The 19,601-nt window shown below is 66.2% G+C and carries 13 protein-coding genes and 1 pseudogene; 9 read left to right on the forward strand and 5 right to left on the reverse strand.

The window, feature by feature from the left end:
• Positions 1–6: 6 nt before the first annotated feature.
• A pseudogene (locus AC07NN_RS02750) lies at positions 7–113 on the reverse strand (hypothetical protein); the annotation flags it as partial.
• A gap of 11 nt (positions 114–124) precedes the next feature.
• On the opposite strand from AC07NN_RS02750, the gene AC07NN_RS02755 reads away from it, so the two are divergent.
• The 3 genes from AC07NN_RS02755 to AC07NN_RS02765 all read left to right on the forward strand — a co-directional run bounded on the left by AC07NN_RS02755 (position 125) and on the right by AC07NN_RS02765 (position 6,408).
• On the forward strand, positions 125–1,636 hold the full coding sequence (locus AC07NN_RS02755) for a tryptophan halogenase family protein (RefSeq protein WP_494637599.1): 1,512 nt from the start codon (positions 125–127) through the stop codon (positions 1,634–1,636).
• A gap of 276 nt (positions 1,637–1,912) precedes the next feature.
• The gene (locus AC07NN_RS02760) at positions 1,913–3,562 is read left to right on the forward strand and encodes a GH35 family beta-galactosidase (protein ID WP_494637600.1); all 1,650 of its coding nucleotides are present in this window, start codon (positions 1,913–1,915) and stop codon (positions 3,560–3,562) included.
• Positions 3,463–6,408, forward strand: coding sequence for a glycoside hydrolase family 31 protein (locus tag AC07NN_RS02765; protein WP_494637601.1), 2,946 nt, complete (start codon positions 3,463–3,465; stop codon positions 6,406–6,408). Before AC07NN_RS02760 ends, AC07NN_RS02765 begins: the two co-directional genes overlap by 100 nt.
• Before the next feature lie 6 nt (positions 6,409–6,414).
• On the opposite strand, the gene AC07NN_RS02770 is transcribed toward AC07NN_RS02765, so the two are convergent.
• Entirely contained in the window at positions 6,415–7,017 is a 603-nt protein-coding gene (locus tag AC07NN_RS02770; RefSeq protein ID WP_494637602.1) for a DUF3885 domain-containing protein, read from the reverse strand.
• A complete protein-coding gene (locus AC07NN_RS02775) occupies positions 7,014–7,910 on the reverse strand; it encodes a LysR family transcriptional regulator (RefSeq protein ID WP_494637603.1) in 897 nt (298 codons plus the stop codon). The genes AC07NN_RS02770 and AC07NN_RS02775 overlap by 4 nt, the downstream gene beginning before the upstream one ends.
• Before the next feature lie 140 nt (positions 7,911–8,050).
• Here AC07NN_RS02775 and wrbA point away from each other — a divergent pair, with 140 nt between their 5' ends.
• The 4 genes from wrbA to AC07NN_RS02795 all read left to right on the forward strand — a co-directional run bounded on the left by wrbA (position 8,051) and on the right by AC07NN_RS02795 (position 11,213).
• Positions 8,051–8,650, forward strand: coding sequence for an NAD(P)H:quinone oxidoreductase (gene wrbA, locus AC07NN_RS02780; RefSeq protein WP_494637604.1), 600 nt, complete (start codon positions 8,051–8,053; stop codon positions 8,648–8,650).
• A 121-nt stretch (positions 8,651–8,771) separates the two neighbouring features.
• Positions 8,772–8,903, forward strand: a complete 132-nt coding sequence (locus tag AC07NN_RS02785; protein ID WP_494637605.1) for a hypothetical protein — start codon at positions 8,772–8,774, stop codon at positions 8,901–8,903.
• Positions 8,904–9,236: 333 nt separating this feature from the next.
• Entirely contained in the window at positions 9,237–10,058 is an 822-nt protein-coding gene (locus tag AC07NN_RS02790; RefSeq protein ID WP_494637606.1) for a flagellin, read from the forward strand.
• 333 nt (positions 10,059–10,391) lie between these two features.
• Positions 10,392–11,213, forward strand: coding sequence for a flagellin (locus tag AC07NN_RS02795; protein WP_494637607.1), 822 nt, complete (start codon positions 10,392–10,394; stop codon positions 11,211–11,213).
• A gap of 103 nt (positions 11,214–11,316) precedes the next feature.
• Here the strand turns inward: AC07NN_RS02795 and AC07NN_RS02800 are convergent, their stop codons facing one another.
• The gene (locus tag AC07NN_RS02800) at positions 11,317–12,915 is read right to left on the reverse strand and encodes an alpha-L-fucosidase (protein WP_494637608.1); all 1,599 of its coding nucleotides are present in this window, start codon (positions 12,913–12,915) and stop codon (positions 11,317–11,319) included.
• Positions 12,915–14,891, reverse strand: a complete 1,977-nt coding sequence (locus AC07NN_RS02805; protein ID WP_494637609.1) for a glycoside hydrolase family 97 protein — start codon at positions 14,889–14,891, stop codon at positions 12,915–12,917. Before AC07NN_RS02805 ends, AC07NN_RS02800 begins: the two co-directional genes overlap by 1 nt.
• 120 nt (positions 14,892–15,011) lie before the next feature.
• Here AC07NN_RS02805 and AC07NN_RS02810 point away from each other — a divergent pair, with 120 nt between their 5' ends.
• Positions 15,012–17,477: a glycoside hydrolase family 3 protein gene (locus tag AC07NN_RS02810; protein WP_494637610.1), complete on the forward strand. Its 2,466-nt coding sequence runs from the start codon at positions 15,012–15,014 to the stop codon at positions 17,475–17,477.
• Between the two features lie 13 nt (positions 17,478–17,490).
• Positions 17,491–19,410, forward strand: a complete 1,920-nt coding sequence (locus AC07NN_RS02815) for a sialate O-acetylesterase (protein ID WP_494637611.1) — start codon at positions 17,491–17,493, stop codon at positions 19,408–19,410.
• The last annotated feature ends 191 nt before the right edge of the window (positions 19,411–19,601 follow it).

Consider the following 19,601-nt stretch of genomic DNA (forward strand, 5'->3'; position numbering starts at 1 on the left):
AAAACGGAAGCCTCGCCCTTCGACAAGCTCAGGGTGAGGTTTCCTACTAGTTCCGGCACGAGATCGTCCTCACCCTGAGCTTGTCGAAGGGCGAGGGCGATCTCGCTGTCCAAGGGGCGTGAAGATGAGCGACAGGCGTATCCGCAAGGTGGTGGTCGTCGGCGGCGGCACGGCCGGCTGGATGACGGCCGCCGGGCTGTCGCGGTTCTTCGAGAACCAGACGACCACGGTCGAGCTCGTGGAATCCGAGGCCATCGGCACGGTCGGGGTGGGCGAGGCGACGATCCCGCCGATCCGCAACTTCAACGCCGTGCTGGGCATCGACGAGATCGAGTTCATCAAGGCGACCCAGGCCACCTTCAAGCTGGGCATCGAGTTCAAGGACTGGCTGGTCCCGGGCTCGCGCTGGTTCCACGGCTTCGGCGACTTCGGGCCCAATATCGACGGGATCTCGCCGCACCATCACTGGCGGCGGTTGCGGGCGGCGGGCGATCCGACCAGCCACGAGGCCTATTCGCTGACGACCCACATGGCGCTGGGCAACCGCTTCCGGCCGCCGGCGCCGGATCCGCGCTCGGTCTATTCGAACTATTCCTACGCCTTCCAGTTCGACGCCGGCCTCTACGCCCGCTACCTGCGCGGCTACGCAGAGGCCAAGGGCGTCACGCGCACCGAGGGCAAGATCGCCGACGTCGTGCTGCGCGCCGCCGACGGCTTCGTCGAGGCGGTGGTGCTGGAGGACGGCCGCCGCATCGAGGGCGATCTCTTCATCGACTGCTCCGGCTTCCGGGGCCTGCTGATCGAGGGCGCGCTGAAGACCGGCTATGACGACTGGTCCCACTGGCTGCCGGTCAATCGCGCTCTGGCCGTGCCCTGCGATCGGGTCGGGGAGCTGACGCCCTACACGACCGCCAGCGCCGACGCGGCCGGCTGGCGCTGGCGGATCCCGCTGCAGCACCGAACCGGCAATGGCCATGTGTTCTGCGACGCGTTCATCAGCGAGGACGAGGCGGCTTCGGTGTTGCTCGCCAAGCTGGACGGCAAGGCCCAGGACGTCCCGCGGCCGCTGCGGTTCGTCACGGGTCGCCGCAAGAAGATCTGGAACCGCAACGTGGTCGCGGTCGGCCTGTCGTCGGGCTTCATCGAGCCGCTGGAGAGCACCAGCATCCACCTGATCCAGAACGCCATCGGGCGGCTGATCGAGTACTTCCCCGACCGCGACTTCGATCCGAAGCTGACCGAGGCCTTCAACCGGATCAGCGCCGAGGAGATCGAGCACATCCGGGACTTCATCGTGCTGCACTACATCACGGCCCGCCGCGACGACTCGCCGTTCTGGAAGCACATCGCCAACATCGATCCGCCCGACGCCCTGAAGGAGCAGCTGGACCGCTTCCGCCGCACCGGCGAGGCGTTGCTGAAGACCGAGGACTCGTTTCTCGAGCCCAGCTGGATCTCGATCTATCTGGGCCAGGATATCGTGCCCGAGAGCCACCATCCGAAGGCGGACGACATCCCCCTGGACGAGCTGGCCGACGGCATGCGCCGGCGCCGCGAAGCTGTGCGCCAGGCAGCCGAGGCCCTGCCGTCGCACGCCGCCTTCATCGCCCGGTTCTGTCAGGCTCCAGACCAATGACAACGCTATCAAAAGCGCTTGATGGTCTGAATAATATGACTATAGTCGGACAAGCTCAGTCGAGCCGGAGCCATTGCCGGATCGACGGCGCGAGGAGGGTCTCACCGGCCTCCGCGCGCCACGCGCGGCAACCTCTCCCCGAGGTCGCGCGGCGTCTTGACCCGCGCATCGTCACCTGCGGCGGTGCGCGGATTTTTTTGATCGGTGGCATTTTCCGGACTTGCCGACGCCCTTCTGCGCGGTAATCGTCCGACAAATACTGGTAGCGCTACCAAGATGGCGCGCCGCGTACGGGAGGAGGCGATGGGACCATCACGCTTCGCTGCGATCCTGGGGCTGGCATCCGCCCTGGTCCTGAGCTCGGCCGCGCTCGCCGCCGACCGCGAGATCCCGCGCCTCGTCGAGAAGAACGGCCGCCATGCCCTGATGGTCGACGGCGCGCCGTTCCTGATGCTGGGCGCCCAGGTCAACAACTCGTCCGCCTGGCCCTCGCAGATGCCCAAGGTGTGGCCGGCGGTCGCCAAGCTGGGCGCCAACACCGTCCAGGTTCCGGTCGCCTGGGAGCAGATCGAGCCGGTCGAGGGCCAGTTCGACTTCTCGTATCTGGACTTGCTGCTGGCCCAGGCCCGTGAGCACGACGTCCGCCTGGTGCTGCTGTGGTTCGGCACCTGGAAGAACTCCTCGCCGTCCTACGCGCCCGAGTGGGTCAAGCTGGACGACAAGCGCTTCCCGCGCCTGAAGAAGGAGGACGGCCAGCGCTCGTACTCGATGTCGCCGCTGGCCCAGTCGACGCTCGACGCCGACCGCAAGGCGTTCGTGGCGTTGATGACCCATCTGAAGGCCAAGGACGCGGCCGAGCGCACTGTCATCATGGTCCAGGTCGAGAACGAGACCGGCACCTACGGCACGGTCCGTGACTTCGGCCCGGCGGCGCAGAGGGTGTTCGACGGTCCCGCGCCCGCAGCGCTCGTGAAGGCCGTGGGCGCGAAGCCCGGAACCTGGGCCCAGGCGTTCGGCAAGGACGCCGACGAGTATTTCCATGCCTGGCACATCGGCCGCTTCGTCGATCAGGTCACGGCGGCCGGCAAGGCGGTCTATCCGCTGCCGATGTACGTCAACGCCGCCCTGCGCGACCCCATCAAGCCGGGCGAGCCCAAGAGCTATTCGGCCGGCGGGCCGACCGACAATGTGCTGGGGGTCTGGAAGGCCGCCGCGCCTTCCGTCGATCTGATCGCGCCCGACATCTACATGAAGGAGTCGGTCAAGTATTCGGCGGCCCTGGCCCACTACAAGCGGCCCGACAACGCCCTGTTCGTGGCCGAGACCGGCAACGATCCGGTCTATGCCCGCTATGTCTTCGACACCCTGGGCAGGCAGGGCATCGGCTTCTCGCCGTTCGGCATGGACTATACCGGCTACGCCAACTTCCCGCTGGGCGCGGCCAAGCTGGACGAGGCGACGATCGAGGCCTTCGCGGCCAACTACCGCCTGCTGGCGCCGATGGCCCGCGCGTGGGCCAAGCTGTCCTTCGAAGGCAAGGTGTTCGGCGGTTCCGAGCCCGACGACCGCAGCCCCCAGACGACGACCCTGGGCGCCTGGACCGTCACCCTGCGCTACGGCAAGTGGCAGTTCGGGGCGTCCGACTGGACTTGGCTCAAGGATCGCCCGCCCGGTCCGCAAGGTCCCGACGGCGGCGGCGTCGTCGCCCAGCTATCTTCTGACGAGTTCCTGGTCACCGGCCGCAACGTCCGCTTCGAGTTCGGCCGCCCTGACGGCAAGGCGATGCTGATGGCCCGCGTCGAGGAAGGCCACTTCGAGAACGGCCAATGGGTCTTCGACCGCCTGTGGAACGGCGACCAGACCGACTACGGCCTCAACTTCACCGGCGGCGCGCAGATCCTGCGGGTCAAGCTCGCCACCTACTGACGGGACCAGCCATGCGTATCCTAGCTCTCTCCGCTTTCAGCCTCGCGCTTATGGCCTCGACCTCCGCCTTCGCGCTCGACGGCGGTTTCGAGAAGACCGCCGACGGCGTGGTCGTCACTCCGGCCTCGGGCCCGGCCAAGAAGATCCGCCTGCAGGTGATGAGCGACCGCGCTATCCGCGTGACGGCCTCGCCGACTGACAGCCTGGACACGCCCCAGAGCCTGATGGTCATCGCGGCCCCGAAGACCTCTGGCTTCACGGTCAGCGAGGCCGGCGGCAAGGTGGTGCTGAAGGCTGGCAAGGCGACGGCGGAAGTGGCCCTATCGACCGGCGCGGTGTCGTTCAAGGACGCGGCCGGCAAGACGGTGCTGGCCGAGCAGGGCCGGGCGGCGTTCAAGCCCCTGACCATCGACGGCAAGGGCTTCTACGGTGTCTCACAGCGATTTAATCCGTCTACGGACGAAGCCTTCTACGGCCTGGGCCAGCACCAGAACGGCCAGATGAACTACAACGGCCAGGACGTCGAGCTGGCGCAATATAATCGCGACATCGCCATCCCGTTCGTGCTGTCGACGCGCAACTACGGCGTCCTGTGGGACAACAACGGCATCACCCGTTTCGGCGACCCTACGCCCTACGCCCTGGCCTCGCGCGACCTGAAGATCTTCGACGCCAGCGGCAAGCCCGGCGGCTTCACGGCCAAGTACTATGTGAAGGGCGAGCTGAAGTTCACCCGCGTCGAGGCCGACATCGACTACCAGTATCTCGACGACCTGCCCAACTGGCCGAAAGAGGTCAGCGACGCCAAGGGCAAGCCGCTGAAGGGCGCGACCGTGGTCTGGGAAGGCGCGGTCGAGGGCAAGGTCGACGGGCTCCAGAAGTTCAAGCTGTACTCGTCCAGCTACGCCAAGCTGTGGGTCGACGGGCAGCTGAAGATCGACCGCTGGCGACAGAACTGGAACCCGTGGTTCCACAACTTCACCGCACCGATGAAGGCCGGGACCCGCCACAAGGTCCGCGTCGAGTGGGATCCCAACGACGGCTACATCGCCCTCTTGCACAACAATCCGATCCCGGCCGCCGAGCAGAAGTCCCTGACCTTGACCTCGGACGTCGCCCACGCGATCGACTACTACTTCGTGGCCGGCGACAACCTGGACCAGGTCGTCAGCGGTTATCGCGAACTGACCGGCAAGGCCCAGGCCATGCCACGCTGGTCGTACGGCTTCTGGCAGAGCCGCCAGCGCTACGAGACGCAGGACCAGCTGGTCGACGTCGTGAAGGAATACCGCAAGCGCGGCCTGCCGCTCGACAACATCGTCCTCGACTGGCGCTACTGGAAGGACGACAGCTGGGGCAGCCACAAGTTCGACGAGACGCGCTTCGCAGATCCCAAGAAGATGCTGGCGGACGTCCACGGGCTGAACGCCCACTTCATGATCTCGATCTGGCCGAAGTTCTATCCGACCACCGACAACTACAAGGAGCTCGACGCCAAGGGCTTCATGTACAAGCGCAACACCGACCAGGGCGCGCTGGACTGGGTGGGGCCGGGTTACCTGAACTCGTTCTACGACCCCTATACGCAGGAAGCGCGTGACATCTACTGGCGCCAGGTCAAGGACAACCTGGGCGGCGTCGGCATCGACGCCTGGTGGATGGACAGCGACGAGCCGGACATGCACTCCAACCTCGACATCCCCGAGCGCACCCTGCGCATGGGGCCGACGGCCAAGGGGCCGGGGGCGGAGTTCTTCAACTCTTACCCGCTGCTGCATACCCAGAGCGTCTTCGACGGCGAGCACGCGCGTGAGCCCAACAAGCGCTCGTACATCTTCTCGCGCTCGGCCTTTGGCGGCATCCAGCGCCAGGGCGTGGCGGTGTGGAGCGGCGACGTCGTGGCCCGCTGGGACGACTTCAAGGACCAGATCTCGGCCGGCGTGAACCTCTCGATGTCGGGCCTGCCCAACTGGACCACCGACATCGGCGGGTTCTCGGTCGAGGATCGCTATACCAACAAGGATCCCAAGCACTGGGCCGAGTGGCAGGAGCTGAACCTGCGCTGGTTCCAGTTCGGTGCGTTCAGCCCGCTGTTCCGCAGCCACGGCGAGTTCCCGTATCGCGAGATCTGGAACCTCGCGGACGAGGGGACCGAGGTCTACAAGAGCCTCGCCTGGTACAATGAGCTCCGCTACCGGCTGATGCCCTACACCCTGACTCTGGCGGGCGAGACCTATCACCGCGACGGCAGCATCATGCGCGGCCTGGTCATGGACTTCCCCAGCGACCTGAAGGCGCGGGACGTCAACGATCAGTTCCTCTACGGCTCGGCGTTCCTCGTGGCGCCGGTGACGCAGTTCAAGGCCCGCTCGCGCGACGTCTACCTGCCGGCCGGGACTACCTGGTACGACTTCGAGACCGGCAAGGCCCTGGCCGGCGGCCAGACGATCAAGGCCGCCGCCCCGCTGGGCCGGATGCCGCTCTATGTGAAGGCCGGCTCGATCGTGCCGACCACCGAGGTCCAGCAATATATCGGCGAGAAGCCCGACCTGCCGATCACGCTCGTCGTCTACACGGGCAAGGACGGCAAGTTCGAGCTCTACGAGGACGACGGCCTGACCATGGCCTACCAGCGCGGGGCCTACAGCCGGATCCCGGTGACCTACGACAACGCCTCGGGGCGGGTGGTGATCGGCGCGCGGTCGGGTCGGTTCGACGGCATGGCGGAGAAGCGGACGTTCAAGGTGCGCTTCATCGGAGCGGGCGCGAGGCCGACCGACTTCGCTGCGGCGGTGGATGCGGCGGTGGAATACGCCGGCGAGGCGGTGGTGGTGACGCGGAAGTAGTCGCGCCTACAGCCCCTCGGGGTTTTGCGGAAGCCAGGCGGCCCAACGTCGTTTGGCTTCCGCGACCGCTGCCTCAGTCGGTAGGAAGAGGTCCGCACCACCGTCGTAGGGCGCGAAGACCGCGCCTGTTTCGGGCGACATCCAAAGCGTTTGCAGGGCCACATCCTTTGCGACATTGCGCATCAGCGTCGTGAAGCGGCGACGGCTCCACCGGACACGGCCGGCATAGAAGCGCCAGACCAGGTCCCAAGCGGGGTCTCCATCGTCGTCGGGTACGGTGTGTTCGGCCGCGAGCTGCAAGCCAAACTTCCGGATGGCTCCATAGTCGGTCCGGAAAACTTGCGCGGGCGCTTGATCGTACGGAAGTTCGGATGCGTTGCGGCCGTCGGCCTGAACGAGCCAGACGTCTCCATGGCCGAGTGTGTAGCGCGCCATCGCGTCCGCGCGGCTCAACACGATGTCCATCTCGCGCTTGTTCTCAGGATAGCGCTTCGACTCTGGCAGCGAGTGGAACCGCACCCAATGTTTCGCGCCACCTTCGCGCATGATGTAGCCGATCGGCGAAAGCTCTGGGTGAGAGCGATCCCAGCTCTCTTGAAACTCGCTCATGCCTGTCCCCTAAACCGCTCAATCAAAAACGCCGTCGCTGGTCCCGGCGGCGTGTCCCCGCGATAGATCGCGTGCAGCGGATACACCGCCTCGCGCAGGTCCGGCATCTCCAGCCGCACCAGGCGCCCCGCCGCGATGTCCTCGCGCACCATCGGCTCGGGCATGTTGCCCCAACCGAAGCCTTCCTTCAGCAGCAGGTGCTTGGCCCCCAGGTCGCCGAGGCGCCAGGTGTGGGCGCTGGAGACCGCGAAGTCGCGGCCCTCGGTCAGTTTCGAGCGATCGGTCAGCACCAGTTGGGTGTGGGCGCGTCCGGCGCCGGGTGGGTTTGGTCCTTGCGCCAGGGGATGTTCAGGGGCGGCGACCGGGATCAGCTTGGTGGCCCCCACGGCGATGTAGTCCAGCTCGTCGCCGCCATAGACCACCTCCGTGGGGCCGGCGACGCCCAGGGTGGCGCGGCGGTCCAGGACCATTTGCGTTACCGCGCCCAGGGCCTCGACGTGCAGGCGCAGATGGACGGTGGGATAGGCCTCGCGGAAGGCCCGCAGGGCGTCGACGACCCTGGCCGTCGGCAGCATGACGTCCAGCACCAGGTGAACCTCGGCCTCCAAGCCCTGCAGCAGGCCTTTGGCCTGAGCGCGCAAGCTGGCGACGTCGCCGGCGATGACCCGGGCCTGGGCCAGCACCACCTTGCCGGCCTCGGTCAGTACAGGGCTCTTGGCCGCGTCGCGGTCGAATAGGGTCAGGCCTAGCTGGGCCTCCAGATTGGCGATCGCATAGCTGATCACCGACGGCGCCCGGTTCAGTCGCCGCGCCGCCGCGGCGAAGCCGCCGGCCTCGACGATGGTCAGGAACACGGTCAGCTGGTCGAGGGTGGGAGTTCCGGGTTCGCTCATCGTCGTCATGATCGTTCGAGAAATTCGAACATATTAGACGATTTTATTCGGATATCGCGCAAGTCCAAGCTGGAGCAAAACCTCCGCCAACGACGAGGACAAGACGCCCTCGCCACCGACATCAAGGCAAGGAGGCCGTCATGGCCAAGGTTCTGGTTCTCTACTATTCGTCCTACGGCCACCTGGAAACGATGGCCAAGGCCGTCGCCGAGGGCGCGATCGAAGCCGGTGCGACCGTCGACATCAAGCGCGTGCCGGAAACCGTTCCGGAAGCGATCGCCAAGGGCGCGCACTTCAAGCTCGACCAGGAAGCCCCGGTCGCCTCGGTCGAGGACCTGGCCAATTACGACGCCATCATCGTCGGCGCTCCGACCCGCTTTGGCCGCATGGCCTCGCAGGTCGCGGCCTTCTTCGATGCGGCCGGCGGCCTGTGGGCCCGTGGCGCGCTGCACGGCAAGGTGGCCGGCGCCTTCACCTCGACGGCGACCCAGCACGGCGGTCAGGAAACCACCCTGTTCTCGATCATCACCAACCTGCTGCACTTCGGCACGACGATCGTCGGCCTGGACTACGGCCACGCCGGCCAGATGACCCTGGACGAAGTCACCGGCGGCAGCCCGTACGGCGCCACCACCATCTCGGGCGGCGACGGTTCGCGTCAGCCCAGCGAGAACGAGCTGACCGGCGCCCGCTACCAGGGCCGCAAGATCGCCGAGACCGCGATCAAGCTGCACGGCTGAATTCCGTTGTAACCGGCCGCGCGTTCCTGCGGCCGGGTGTCGAGGCCGATCGGTTCCTCTCTTTTGGGAAAGGGGGAGCCGGTCGGCCTTTTCTTCGTTGATGAGGAAAGGGAGTCTCTCGATGCGTCGCCAATCCCGCTTTCTATCGGCTTCATTCCTGTCCGAGGTCTGGAAGGCTTTGGTCTTCGTCCTGACCATCCGGGCGATCGCCAAGCCCTATCGCTCGCGCCGCCTCTATCTGGCCGAACGCTGAGCGCCGAACGACGGTCTGCATCGTCTTGAATCTATTCGGCTTTGGGCGAGCTGACCGGTGAGGTCCTGTTTCGCGGTCGTTGGTGTGATTTTCAGCTTAGTTGTGCCATTTTGGGACAACTTCTGTGTCGTTTTGAGACAAGATTGATTATTGCGGACTTCAAAGTTTACCTATTGTCCATTTCATTATTAACAAAATAGACCTGTATCTTAATAACGTATTGTGGATTCCTTCAACGAACTGGAAAGGCTGTTGAGCGATACTTGTCGTGGGTAAAACGCCCACCGGCAGTCAAAATGACGTCGGAATACCTCGAATAGGAGTTATTTCGTTATGGCGCTGAACAGCATCAACACGAACGCGGGCGCTCTGGTCGCCCTGCAAAACCTGAACTCGACCAACGGCGAACTGCAGGTCGTCCAGCAGCGTATCAACACCGGCAAGAAGGTGGGCAGCGCCAAGGACAACGGCGCGGTCTGGGCCATGGCCAAGAACCAGTCGGCCACCGCGTCGTCGCTGAACTCGGTGAAGGACTCGCTGCAACGCGGCCAGTCGACCATCGACGTCGCGCTCGCCGCCGGCGACACCATCACCGACCTGCTCGGCAAGATGAAGGAAAAGGCTCTGGCCGCTTCCGACACCTCGCTGAACACCGCCTCGTTCAACGCGCTGAAGTCTGACTTCAACTCGCTGCGCGATCAGATCGAAAAGGCCGCTGGCAACGCCAAGTTCAACGGCGTCAGCATCGCCGACGGCAAGACCACGAAGATGACCTTCCTGGCCAACACGGACGGTTCGGGCTTCACGGTCGCCGCCAAGAGCCTGAACCTGTCGGGTATCGGTCTCTCGGTCGCCTTCAGCTTCACGTCGGCCGCCAACGCCAAGTCGATCCTCACGAAGCTCGATTCGGCCATCGGCACCGCCACCAACAAGCTGGCTTCGCTGGGTACGTCGTCGACGGGCCTGGACACCCACCTGACCTTCGTCGGCAAGCTGCAAGACAGCCTGGACGCCGGCGTTGGCAACCTGGTGGACGCCGACCTGGCCAAGGAAAGCGCCAAGCTGCAATCGCTGCAGACGAAGCAGCAACTGGGCATTCAGGCCCTGTCGATCGCGAACTCCTCGAGCTCGTCGATCCTGAGCCTGTTCCGCTAATCCGGAAAAGTCGTCGACATCATTGTCGGCGTTGGGGCGGACCTTCGGGTCCGCCCTTTTTCTTTGGGCGAAGAGTCGATCTGAGTCTAATCGGACTCGCGGCCACATGTATTTGCAGTTCAAGTGCCAGTATAAATCTCAGTTGGACTCTGATTTCGGCGCGAATGACTTCCAGAATCTGAATTGAGGTTAATCAGATTCTTTGATCTGTTAATTGTGTAACAAGGTTCGATCAACTTTATTGAAAGGCAAGCGTCATATTGTCGCGGTGGGTAAAACGCCCACCGACCGTCAAAACGACGGGCGGACACCTCGGAAAAGGAGTGTTTCGTCATGGCGCTGAACAGCATCAACACGAACGCCGGGGCGCTCATCGCGCTTCAGAATCTCAACTCGACAAGTGCGGAACTCAACGTCGTCCAACAACGCATCAGCACCGGCAAGAAGATCGGCAGCGCCAAGGACAATGGCGCGGTGTGGGCGATGGCCAAGAGCCAGGCGGCGACCGCCAACAGCATCAATGCGATCAAGGACTCGCTGCAGCGCGGCCAGTCGACCATCGACGTGGCCCTGGCCGCCGGCGACACCATCACCGACCTGCTCGGCAAGATGAAGGAAAAGGCCCTGGCCGCTTCCGACACCTCGCTGAACACGGCGTCGTTCAACGCGCTGAAGTCGGATTTCAACTCGCTGCGTGACCAGGTCGAGAAGGCCGCCGGCAACGCCAAGTTCAACGGCGTCAGCATCGCCGACGGCAAGACCACGAAGATGACCTTCCTGGCCAACACGGATGGCGCGGGCTTCACCGTCGCCGCCAAGAGCCTGAACCTGGCCGGCCTGGGCCTGTCGGCCGCCTTCACCTTCACCTCGGCCGCCAACGCCAAGTCGCAGCTGCTGCTGATCGACAAGGCCATCGGCACCGCCACCAACAAGCTGGCTTCGCTGGGCACCTCGTCGACGGGCCTGGACACCCACCTGACCTTCGTCGGGAAGCTGCAGGACAGCCTGGAAGCCGGCGTCGGCAACCTGGTGGACGCAGACCTCGCCAAGGAAAGCGCTCGCCTGCAATCGCTGCAGACCAAGCAGCAGCTGGGCATCCAGGCGCTGGCCATCGCCAACGCGTCGAGCTCGGCGATCCTGAGTCTTTTCCGATAGCCTGACGACCGCACGGACGGGTCAGGTCGCCGACCTGTCCGAACGGGAGCGGCTTTAGACTGGAAAGGGGCGGACCTTCGGGACCGCCCCTTTTTTCAGGTCCCTAGGCCAGGCCCGGTCCCTCGATCTTCAGCACCGGGGTGAAGGCCGGTCGGCGGTCGGGCAGGTCGACGACCAGAGCTCCGGCCTCGCGCCGGAAGGGCAGGGGATCGCCGCCGCCCAACAGGGTCGCACGCCGCACTTCGCCCGGTGCGCTTCCACCTTCCTTTGGCGCCAGACTTTCGATCCGCAACGGCCCCGTCGGCCAGGCCATCGGCAGGGCGTAGAGCGCGCCGGCCTTGGTGGTGAAGCGGATGTCGGCGGCCTCGAACGGCTTGGCGCCGCCCTCGTTCTGCATGCCTTCGCTGAGCCTGGTCGGGCCCTCGCCGAAGACCCGCCAGGGCCGTGTGCCGTAGATCGCCTCGCCATTGACCGCGATCCAGCCGGCCATGTCGGCCAGCACCTTCTCTTCCTTGTCGTCGATCGAGCCGTCGCCGCGCTGGGGGATGGATAGCAAGAGGCAGCCGTTCTTGCTGACCACGTCGATCAGCCGTTGGATCACATCGCGGCCCGACTTGTAGCCGCCGCGCTCATAGAGCGGCCGGTCGTAGTGCCAGCTGCCGATGCAGGTGTCGGTCTGCCAGGGCTCGTCGCGCAGGCGGTCGGAGAAGCCACGCTCGACGTCCTCGACGATGGCCCGGCGTTGCAGGGGCGACAGCTTCTTGCCCGTCACCACCACGTCGCCGCCCCGCTGGTTGTAGTAGCGGGCCGTGGCGTCCAGGCCGGCCTGGCCCAGCGGCAGGGTGTAGTTGTCGAAATAGACGAGGTCGGGCCGGTAGCGATCGACCAGGTCGTTCTGGCGCAGCAGCCAGTTGCGCACGAAGCCCGGATTGTTCGGTGGCGGCGTCTCGATCCAGTCGCCGTCGTGGCTGTCGTGCCAGGCGTTGGCGGCCTTGATGCTGTCGATCCCGTCCGGGATGACCATGCTGCCGCCGGTATAGAGTTCCTGCGGATCCAGGCCCTGCCACCACTGGCCCTTGCCCATGGCCTTGGTCAGCCGAAAGGCGTCGTAGCGCTGGCCCTTGCGCGGCCCCTCGGCGTCGTAGCCATAGGCCGTCTGCCACCAGTGCCAGGCGTGGGCGGCGTGGTTGGAGACTCCGAACCGCAGGCCGTGCGCCCGTGCGACCTTGGCCCAGGTCCCGACGATGTCGCGCTTGGGCCCGACCCGCGTGGTGTTCCAGGCGTGGTGGCGACTGTCGAACATGTCGAGGTTGTCGTGGTGATTGGCCATCGACATGAAGTATTTCGCGCCCGCCGCGACGTACTTCTTCATCAGGTCTTCCGGATCCCAGCGCTCTGCTTTCCAGCGCGGGATGAACTGCATGAAGCCGAAGTCGGCCGGGTGGCCGTAGGTCTTCACGTGGTGGTCGTAGTAGCGGTTGCCCTGCTGGTACATCTGGCGGCCGTACCAGTCGCCGAACTCAGGCACGCACTGCGGCCCCCAGTGCGACCAGATGCCGAGCTTGGCGTCGCGGAACCAGTCGGGGACCTGGTAGCCGGCGGCGAGGGACTCCCAGGTGGGCTGGAAACGAGTTGCGGCCAGGGCGGGTGAGGCGGCGAGGGCGGCGCCGGTGGCGATGAGGTCGCGTCGCGTGAGGGTCATCAGCGCACCGGGCTCAGATGGATGACGCCGCCGCCGCTGGGGGCGAGCTTCAGCGCCAGGACGTTCTTAGCCGAGACCACGCGATGCTCCGGCTCGAGCTCGGTCGGCGTCGCCCCGTCCTGGCGGATGTCGGCGCTGTAGCCGTTCTTGCCGTCCAGGAACCCCAGCGGGACCTTCACCGTACGGCCGGTCTCGTTGGTCATGGCCCCCACCCACCAGTCGTCACCCTTGCGGCGGGCGATGACGATGTGCTCGCCGATCGCGCCGGACAGCACGCGGGTCTCGTCCCAGGTCGTCGGGACGGCGCTGATGAAGTCGAGCCCGGCCGGCGAGGCCGCATAGGTCAGCGGGCTGTCCGAGACCATGGAGAGCGGGCTGTCATAGACCACGTACATCGCCAGGGCCTGGCCGCGCGTGGTCTGCACCGTGGGCAGGATGAACTGGTTCTGGAAGGCCGCCGGCGCCACGTTCTTGAAGCCGCCCGGCGTGTAGTCCATCGGCCCCAGCAGCATCCGCGTGAAGGGCAGGGTGACGTTGTGGGTGGCGGTGATCCGCCGGCTCCACTTGTTGTACTCCGCGCCCAGCACGCCCTCTTGGGTGACATAGTGCGGATAGGTGCGGGCGAGGCCGCGCGGGGCATAGGCGCCGTGCAGGTCGACCATCAGGTGGCGCCCGCCGGCCTTGGTCAGCAGGCGGTGATAGAAGTCGACCATCTGCTGGTCGTCGCGGTCCATGAAGTCGACCTTGATCCCCTTCACGCCCCACTTTTCGTAAGTCGCCAGGGCTTCGTCCATCTGGGCGTCCAGCGCCTTCCAGTGGACCCAGACCATGATCCCGACGCCCTTGTCGCGGCCGTAGGCGATCAGGTCGTGGATGTTGATCGCGGGGATGGCGCGGGTAACGTCCGTACCCGGAAGAACCTTCGGCGCCTGGCCCGAGCCGACGTACCAGCCGTCGTCGATCAGCATGTAGTCGAGCTTGTTGGCGGCCGCGAAGTCGATGAAGCCCTTCATCGCCGCATCGGTCATCCCTTCGGCGCCAGCGACCTTGCCGCCGTTCCACCAGTCCCAGGCCGCCTTGCCGGGCTTGATCCAGGACGTGTCGGTCAGGGCCGTCGGCGGGTTCAGGCTGGTCATCAGGTTCGAGGCCACCAGATTTCCAGGCCCTTCGCCGACCATCACCACCCGCCAGGGCGATACGGTGTCGGTCCCGATCCGCGTCAGCACCGCTTTCGATGGATCGTCCAGGCGCGGCGACAGCTTGGTCTCCAGGCCCAGGCCGCCGTCGCCCCGGCCGGTCAGGTAGAGGCCGGCATAGTCCTTGAGGTCCGCCTCGGCGATGGCGAAGGCCGCGCTTTTCGTCTGGCAGACCACCGGCAGCTCGTAGAGCGCCGAGGCGCGGAAGCTCCGTGCCTGGACCGGGTCGTACTCGCCCTCATGCGACGTGCCGAACCGCCCGAGGTTCAGCGCCCAGCAGCGATCGTCCGCGGCGAAGTCGAATCGCGTCTCCTCCACGCGGATCGCTACCCCGGCCAGATTCGCCTGGTCGGGCAGCACGTAACGGAAGGCGACGCCGTCATCATAGGCGCGGGCGACGATTTTCAGCCGCCGCTGCATCCCGCCGGCTTCAAGAAATTCTACGGTCGTTTCGGTGAAGTTGTCCCGCACGGTGCGGGCCTTGCCGGCGACCAGATCATAGGTTTGGTCGACCTTGCGGCTGGTCGCGCCGACGATCTTGAGGTTGCGCGAGAGACTGCCGCCCTTGTCCAGCACCAAGCCGAGCGGCGAGGGAGAAATCAGGGTCTCGCCCTTGAACTTTAACGTGAAATTGGCCTGACCACTTTCGTCCGAAATGCGGATTTCGGTCCGACCACTGGGCGAGACGACGACCTGTTCTGCGGCCTCCGCCCGGAGGGTGGCCCCCCCAGACAGCAAGACTCCTGTTAGCGCTGTCAAAAACTGGCCGCGACGCTTCATTTGGAGTTTCCAACCCGATCTTGTTCTGGCTATTTGTCACACAAATAAACGGCCTATGGATCGGCGTCGAGGGGTATGACAACGTTGTCCGCGCCGTAACTTGGCGGCTACGAAGAAGAGTTGGGGAGTATGAACACCAGAACCCTTTGCGTCGCCCTGTTGGCGTCGACCTTTCTGTGCGGCGCGGCCGTGGCCGCCGACGGCCCGAAATCGACCGCCAACCCCGCCAAGTGGCCGGCGGCCAAGAGCCAGGGCCTGGTCGATCCGGCGACCGAGGCCTTCGTCGATAGTCTCCTGACCAAACTGACCCTCGAGGAGAAGGTCGGCCAGCTGATCCAGGCCGACATCGGCCAGATCAAGCCCGACGAGCTGAAGACCTATCCGCTGGGCTCGATCCTGGGCGGGGGCAGCTCGCCGCCGATCGGCGCGCCCGACCGCTCGCCGCAGAAGCCGTGGGTCGATACCGCCAAGGCCTTCCGTGAAGGCGCGGCCGCGCGTCAGGGCGGGACGCATATCCCGCTGATCTTCGGCATCGACGCCGTGCACGGCAACAACAACGTCGTCGGCGCGACCCTCTTCCCGCATAACATCGCCCTGGGCGCCGCGCACGATCCCGAGCTGATCCGCCGCATCGGCAAGGCCACGGCCTATGAGACCTCGGCCGCCGGCTTCGACTGGGCGTTCGGCCCGACCCTGACCGTGCCGCGCGACGACCGTTGGGGCCGCGCTTATGAAGGCTATTCTGAAGACCCCGCTATCGTTCGCGAATACGCCGGCCAGATGATCCTGGGCCTGCAGGGCGCCGTGAGCCAAGGCGGTGTGCTGCAGCAAGGCCACGTCGCGGCCAGCGCCAAGCACTTCCTGGGCGACGGCGGCACCGAGAACGGTCACGACCAGGGGGATACGAAGGTCTCGGAAGACGACCTGATCCGCCTGCACGCCCAGGGCTACGTGCCCGCGATCAACGCCGGCTCGATGACCATCATGGCTTCGTTCTCCAGCTGGAACGGCCAGAAGATGCACGGCAACAAGAGCCTGCTGACCGACGTGCTGAAGGGCCGGATGGGCTTCGACGGCTTCATCGTCGGCGACTGGAACGGCCATGGCCAGGTGACGGGCTGCAAGCCGACCGACTGCCCGCAGTCGATCAATGCGGGCCTGGACATGTTCATGGCGCCCGACAGCTGGAAGGCGCTCTACGAGAACACCCTGGCCGAGGTGAAGTCGGGCGTGATCCCGATGGCGCGCCTGGACGACGCCGTCCGCCGCATCCTGCGGGTTAAGGCCAAGCTGGGCCTGTTCCAGGCCGCCCGTCCCTATGAGGGCCGCGAGGGCGTGATCGGCAATGCCGAGCACCGCGCCGTCGCCCGCGAGGCGGTGCGCAAGTCGCTGGTCCTGCTGAAGAACAACGGCGTGCTGCCGGTGAAGGCCAGCGCGAACGTGCTGGTCGCCGGCTCGGGCGCCAATGACATCGGCAAGCAGTCGGGCGGCTGGACCCTGTCGTGGCAGGGCACGGGCAACACCAACGCCGACTTCCCTAATGCGGAGTCGATCTATGCCGGCCTGAAGACCGCGGTCGAGGCCGGCGGCGGCAAGGCGACACTTGCGGTCGATGGTTCGTTCGACAAGAAGCCTGACGTCGCCATCGTCGTCTTCGGGGAAAATCCGTATGCGGAAGGTGTCGGCGACCTGAAGACCTCGCTGGAGTACCAGCCGGGCGCCAAGACCGATCTGGCCCTGCTCAAGAGCCTGAAGGCCAAGGGCGTGCCGGTGGTGGCCGTGTTCCTCAGCGGCCGTCCGCTGTGGGTCAATCCCGAGATCAACGCCTCGGACGCCTTCGTGGCCGCCTGGCTGCCGGGCTCGGAAGGCGGCGGCGTCGCCGACGTTCTGATCGGCGACAAGGCCGGCAAGCCGCGCACCGACTTCCATGGCAAGCTGTCGTTCAGCTGGCCCAAGACGGCGGCGCAGTTCACGCTGAACAAGGGCGATAAGGGCTACGATCCTCTGTTCGCCTATGGCTACGGCCTGAGCTACGCGCGTCCGGGCAAGGTCGCGAAGCTGTCGGAAGTCTCTGGCGTCAAGCCGATCGCCGACAACGCCGTCAACTACTTCATCGCCGGCAAGACCCCGCCGCCGTTCGAGTTCAAGGCCTCGCCCTCGTCGTCGGTGCAGATCGACCCGGTCGACGCCGGCAACATCCAGGAAGCCGGCCGCCAGGTCACCTTCGCGGGCGACAAGATGGGCCGCGTGACCATCGTCGGCGAGAAGCCGCTGGACCTGACCTTCCAGACCAATGCCGACATGGCGCTGAGCTTCGAGTACCGCCTGGATGCGGCGGCGACCAAGCCGGTGATCCTGGCCATCGGCGCGGGCAAGCTGGACGTCACCCCGCCGCCCGGTTCGCCGACCGGCCAGTGGGCCAGCGTCAAGATCCCCCTGAAGTGCTTCCAGTCCGCCGGGACCGACGTGACCAAGGTCGTCGCGCCGTTCGATCTCGGCACGGCCGGAACCTTCCAGGTCTCGATCGCCAACGTGAAGCTGACGACGGACCCGGCCGGGGCGGTTTGTCCGCCCAAGGCGCAGTAAAGATGGAGCAGGGATGCGGCTGAAGTTACTGGCCCTAGGGGCCGCATCCCTTCTTGTCAGCGCGGCCCAGGCCAGCCCCTTGGCCTCGGTGTTCAGCGACCACGCGGTGCTGCAGCGCGACCAGCCGATCCGGGTTTGGGGGCGGGCGGCGCCGAATGCCTCGGTGGCGGTCGATCTCTCCGGAACCGCTGCATCCGCCACGGCCGACGCCCAAGGTCGCTGGAACGCCGTCCTGCCCGCGCGGCCTGGCGGTGGTCCGGCCCTGACCCTGACCGTCCAGGCGGGCGCCGAGACCCAGACCGTCTCCGACCTCGTCATGGGCGATGTCTGGCTGTGCTCGGGCCAGTCGAACATGGAGTACCCGCTGCGCCGCGCCCTGAACGGCGACGGCGAGGCGGGCTCGGCCACCGACCCCAACATCCGTCTTCTGCAGACGGGCAAGATCAGCAAACCCGAGCCGCAGGCCGATCTGCCGGCCGGCGTGGTCTGGAAGGTCTCGACGCCGGAAACCTCTGCCAATTTCAGCGCCGCCTGCTTCGTCATGGGCCGTGAGCTGCGCAAGACCACCGACGTCCCGATCGGCCTGATCGACGCCACCTGGGGCGGTTCGGTGATCCAGGACTGGATCAGCCGCGAGGGCCTGACCGCGCTGAAGACCTATGACGAGGGCCTGGCGGTGCTGTCCGACTACGCCAGGGATCCCGCGGTCGGCGCGCTGAAGTGGGGCGCGATGCTGGACCGCTGGGCGGGCGCCAAGACGCCCAACGCCAAGGGCTGGGAGAAGCTCGACCTCGACGACCGCGCCTGGAAGACCCTGCCGATGGAGGCCTTCTGGGAGCAGGCCGCGCCGGATCTTTCGACCTTCGACGGGACGGTCTGGCTGCGCACAGAACTGACCCTGACCAAGGCCCAGGCAGCCCAGGGCGCGACCCTGTCGCTGGGCCCGGTCGACGACATCGACACCACCTTCGTCAACGGCCGCGAGGTCGGCTCGAAGGAGGGCTGGGACACGCCGCGCGACTACCGCCTGGCGCCCGGCGAGCTGAAGGCTGGCCGCAACGTCGTGGCCCTACGGGTGATCGACACGGGCGGCGGTGGCGGCGCCTGGGGGCAGGCGGCGCTGAAGGGGATCAAGCTGGACGACGGCGGCTTCATCCCGCTGTCCGGGACATGGCGCTACCAGGTGGCCGCGCCGCTGTCCGACACCGCCCTGCCGCCGCACGCGCCGTGGCTGGGTTCCAGCGGGCTCAGCACCTTGCGCAACGGCATGATCGCGCCGCTGGTCCCTTTCGGGGTCAAGGGCTTCGCCTGGTACCAGGGCGAGGCCAATGTCACCGAGGCGGCCGAGTATGCGCGGCTGATGCCGGCCATGATCGCCGACTGGCGCAAGGCTTTTGGTGCGGAGCCGTTCCTGCTCGTGCAACTGGCGGCCTTCGGAGCGCAGCATCCGGGCGTGGCCAGGTCCGACTGGGCCGCGCTGCGCGACGTCCAGCGACGGGTGGCGGCGGCTGATCCGAAGGTCGGCATGGCCAGCGCCGTCGACATCGGCTCGCCCTACGACATCCACCCGGCCGACAAGGCGCGGGTTGGCCAGCGCCTGGCGCTGCTGGCGCGGAAGCTGGCCTATGGCGAGGCGATCGTGGCGGCGGGACCGGCGCCGCTTTCGGCGCGGCGCGAGGGCGGTGAGGTCGTGGTGGTCCTGGACCAGCCCGCGGTCGTGTACGGCTCGGGGCGCCCTGCGGGATTCGAACTTTGCGATGACGCGGCGTGCCGGTTCATCGATGCGACGGCGGAGGGGGCGAGCGTGCGGCTGGTGGTGCCGGCGGGGATGGCGGCGAGCAAGGTGCGGTATGCCTGGGCGGACAGTCCGATTATCAATCTCTACGGGGGGACGGGTTTGCCGGCGACGCCGTTCGAGGTGGCGCTGCCGTAAATCTCCTCCCCCTTTGGGGGAGGTGGCCCAGAGGGCCGGAGGGGGCAGCTCGGCGATGGCGGCGATGGCCCCCTCAGTCGCTCCGCGACAGCTCCCCCAGAGGGGGAGCAGAACAAGCTTCAGCACGAAAGCTTGGTTACCCCGCCGCTAACCAGCAACCCCTTGTCCCACAACGCCATTCCTCTCCCGTG

It is taken from the genome of Caulobacter sp. GW821-FHT09H08 (assembly GCF_059415885.1).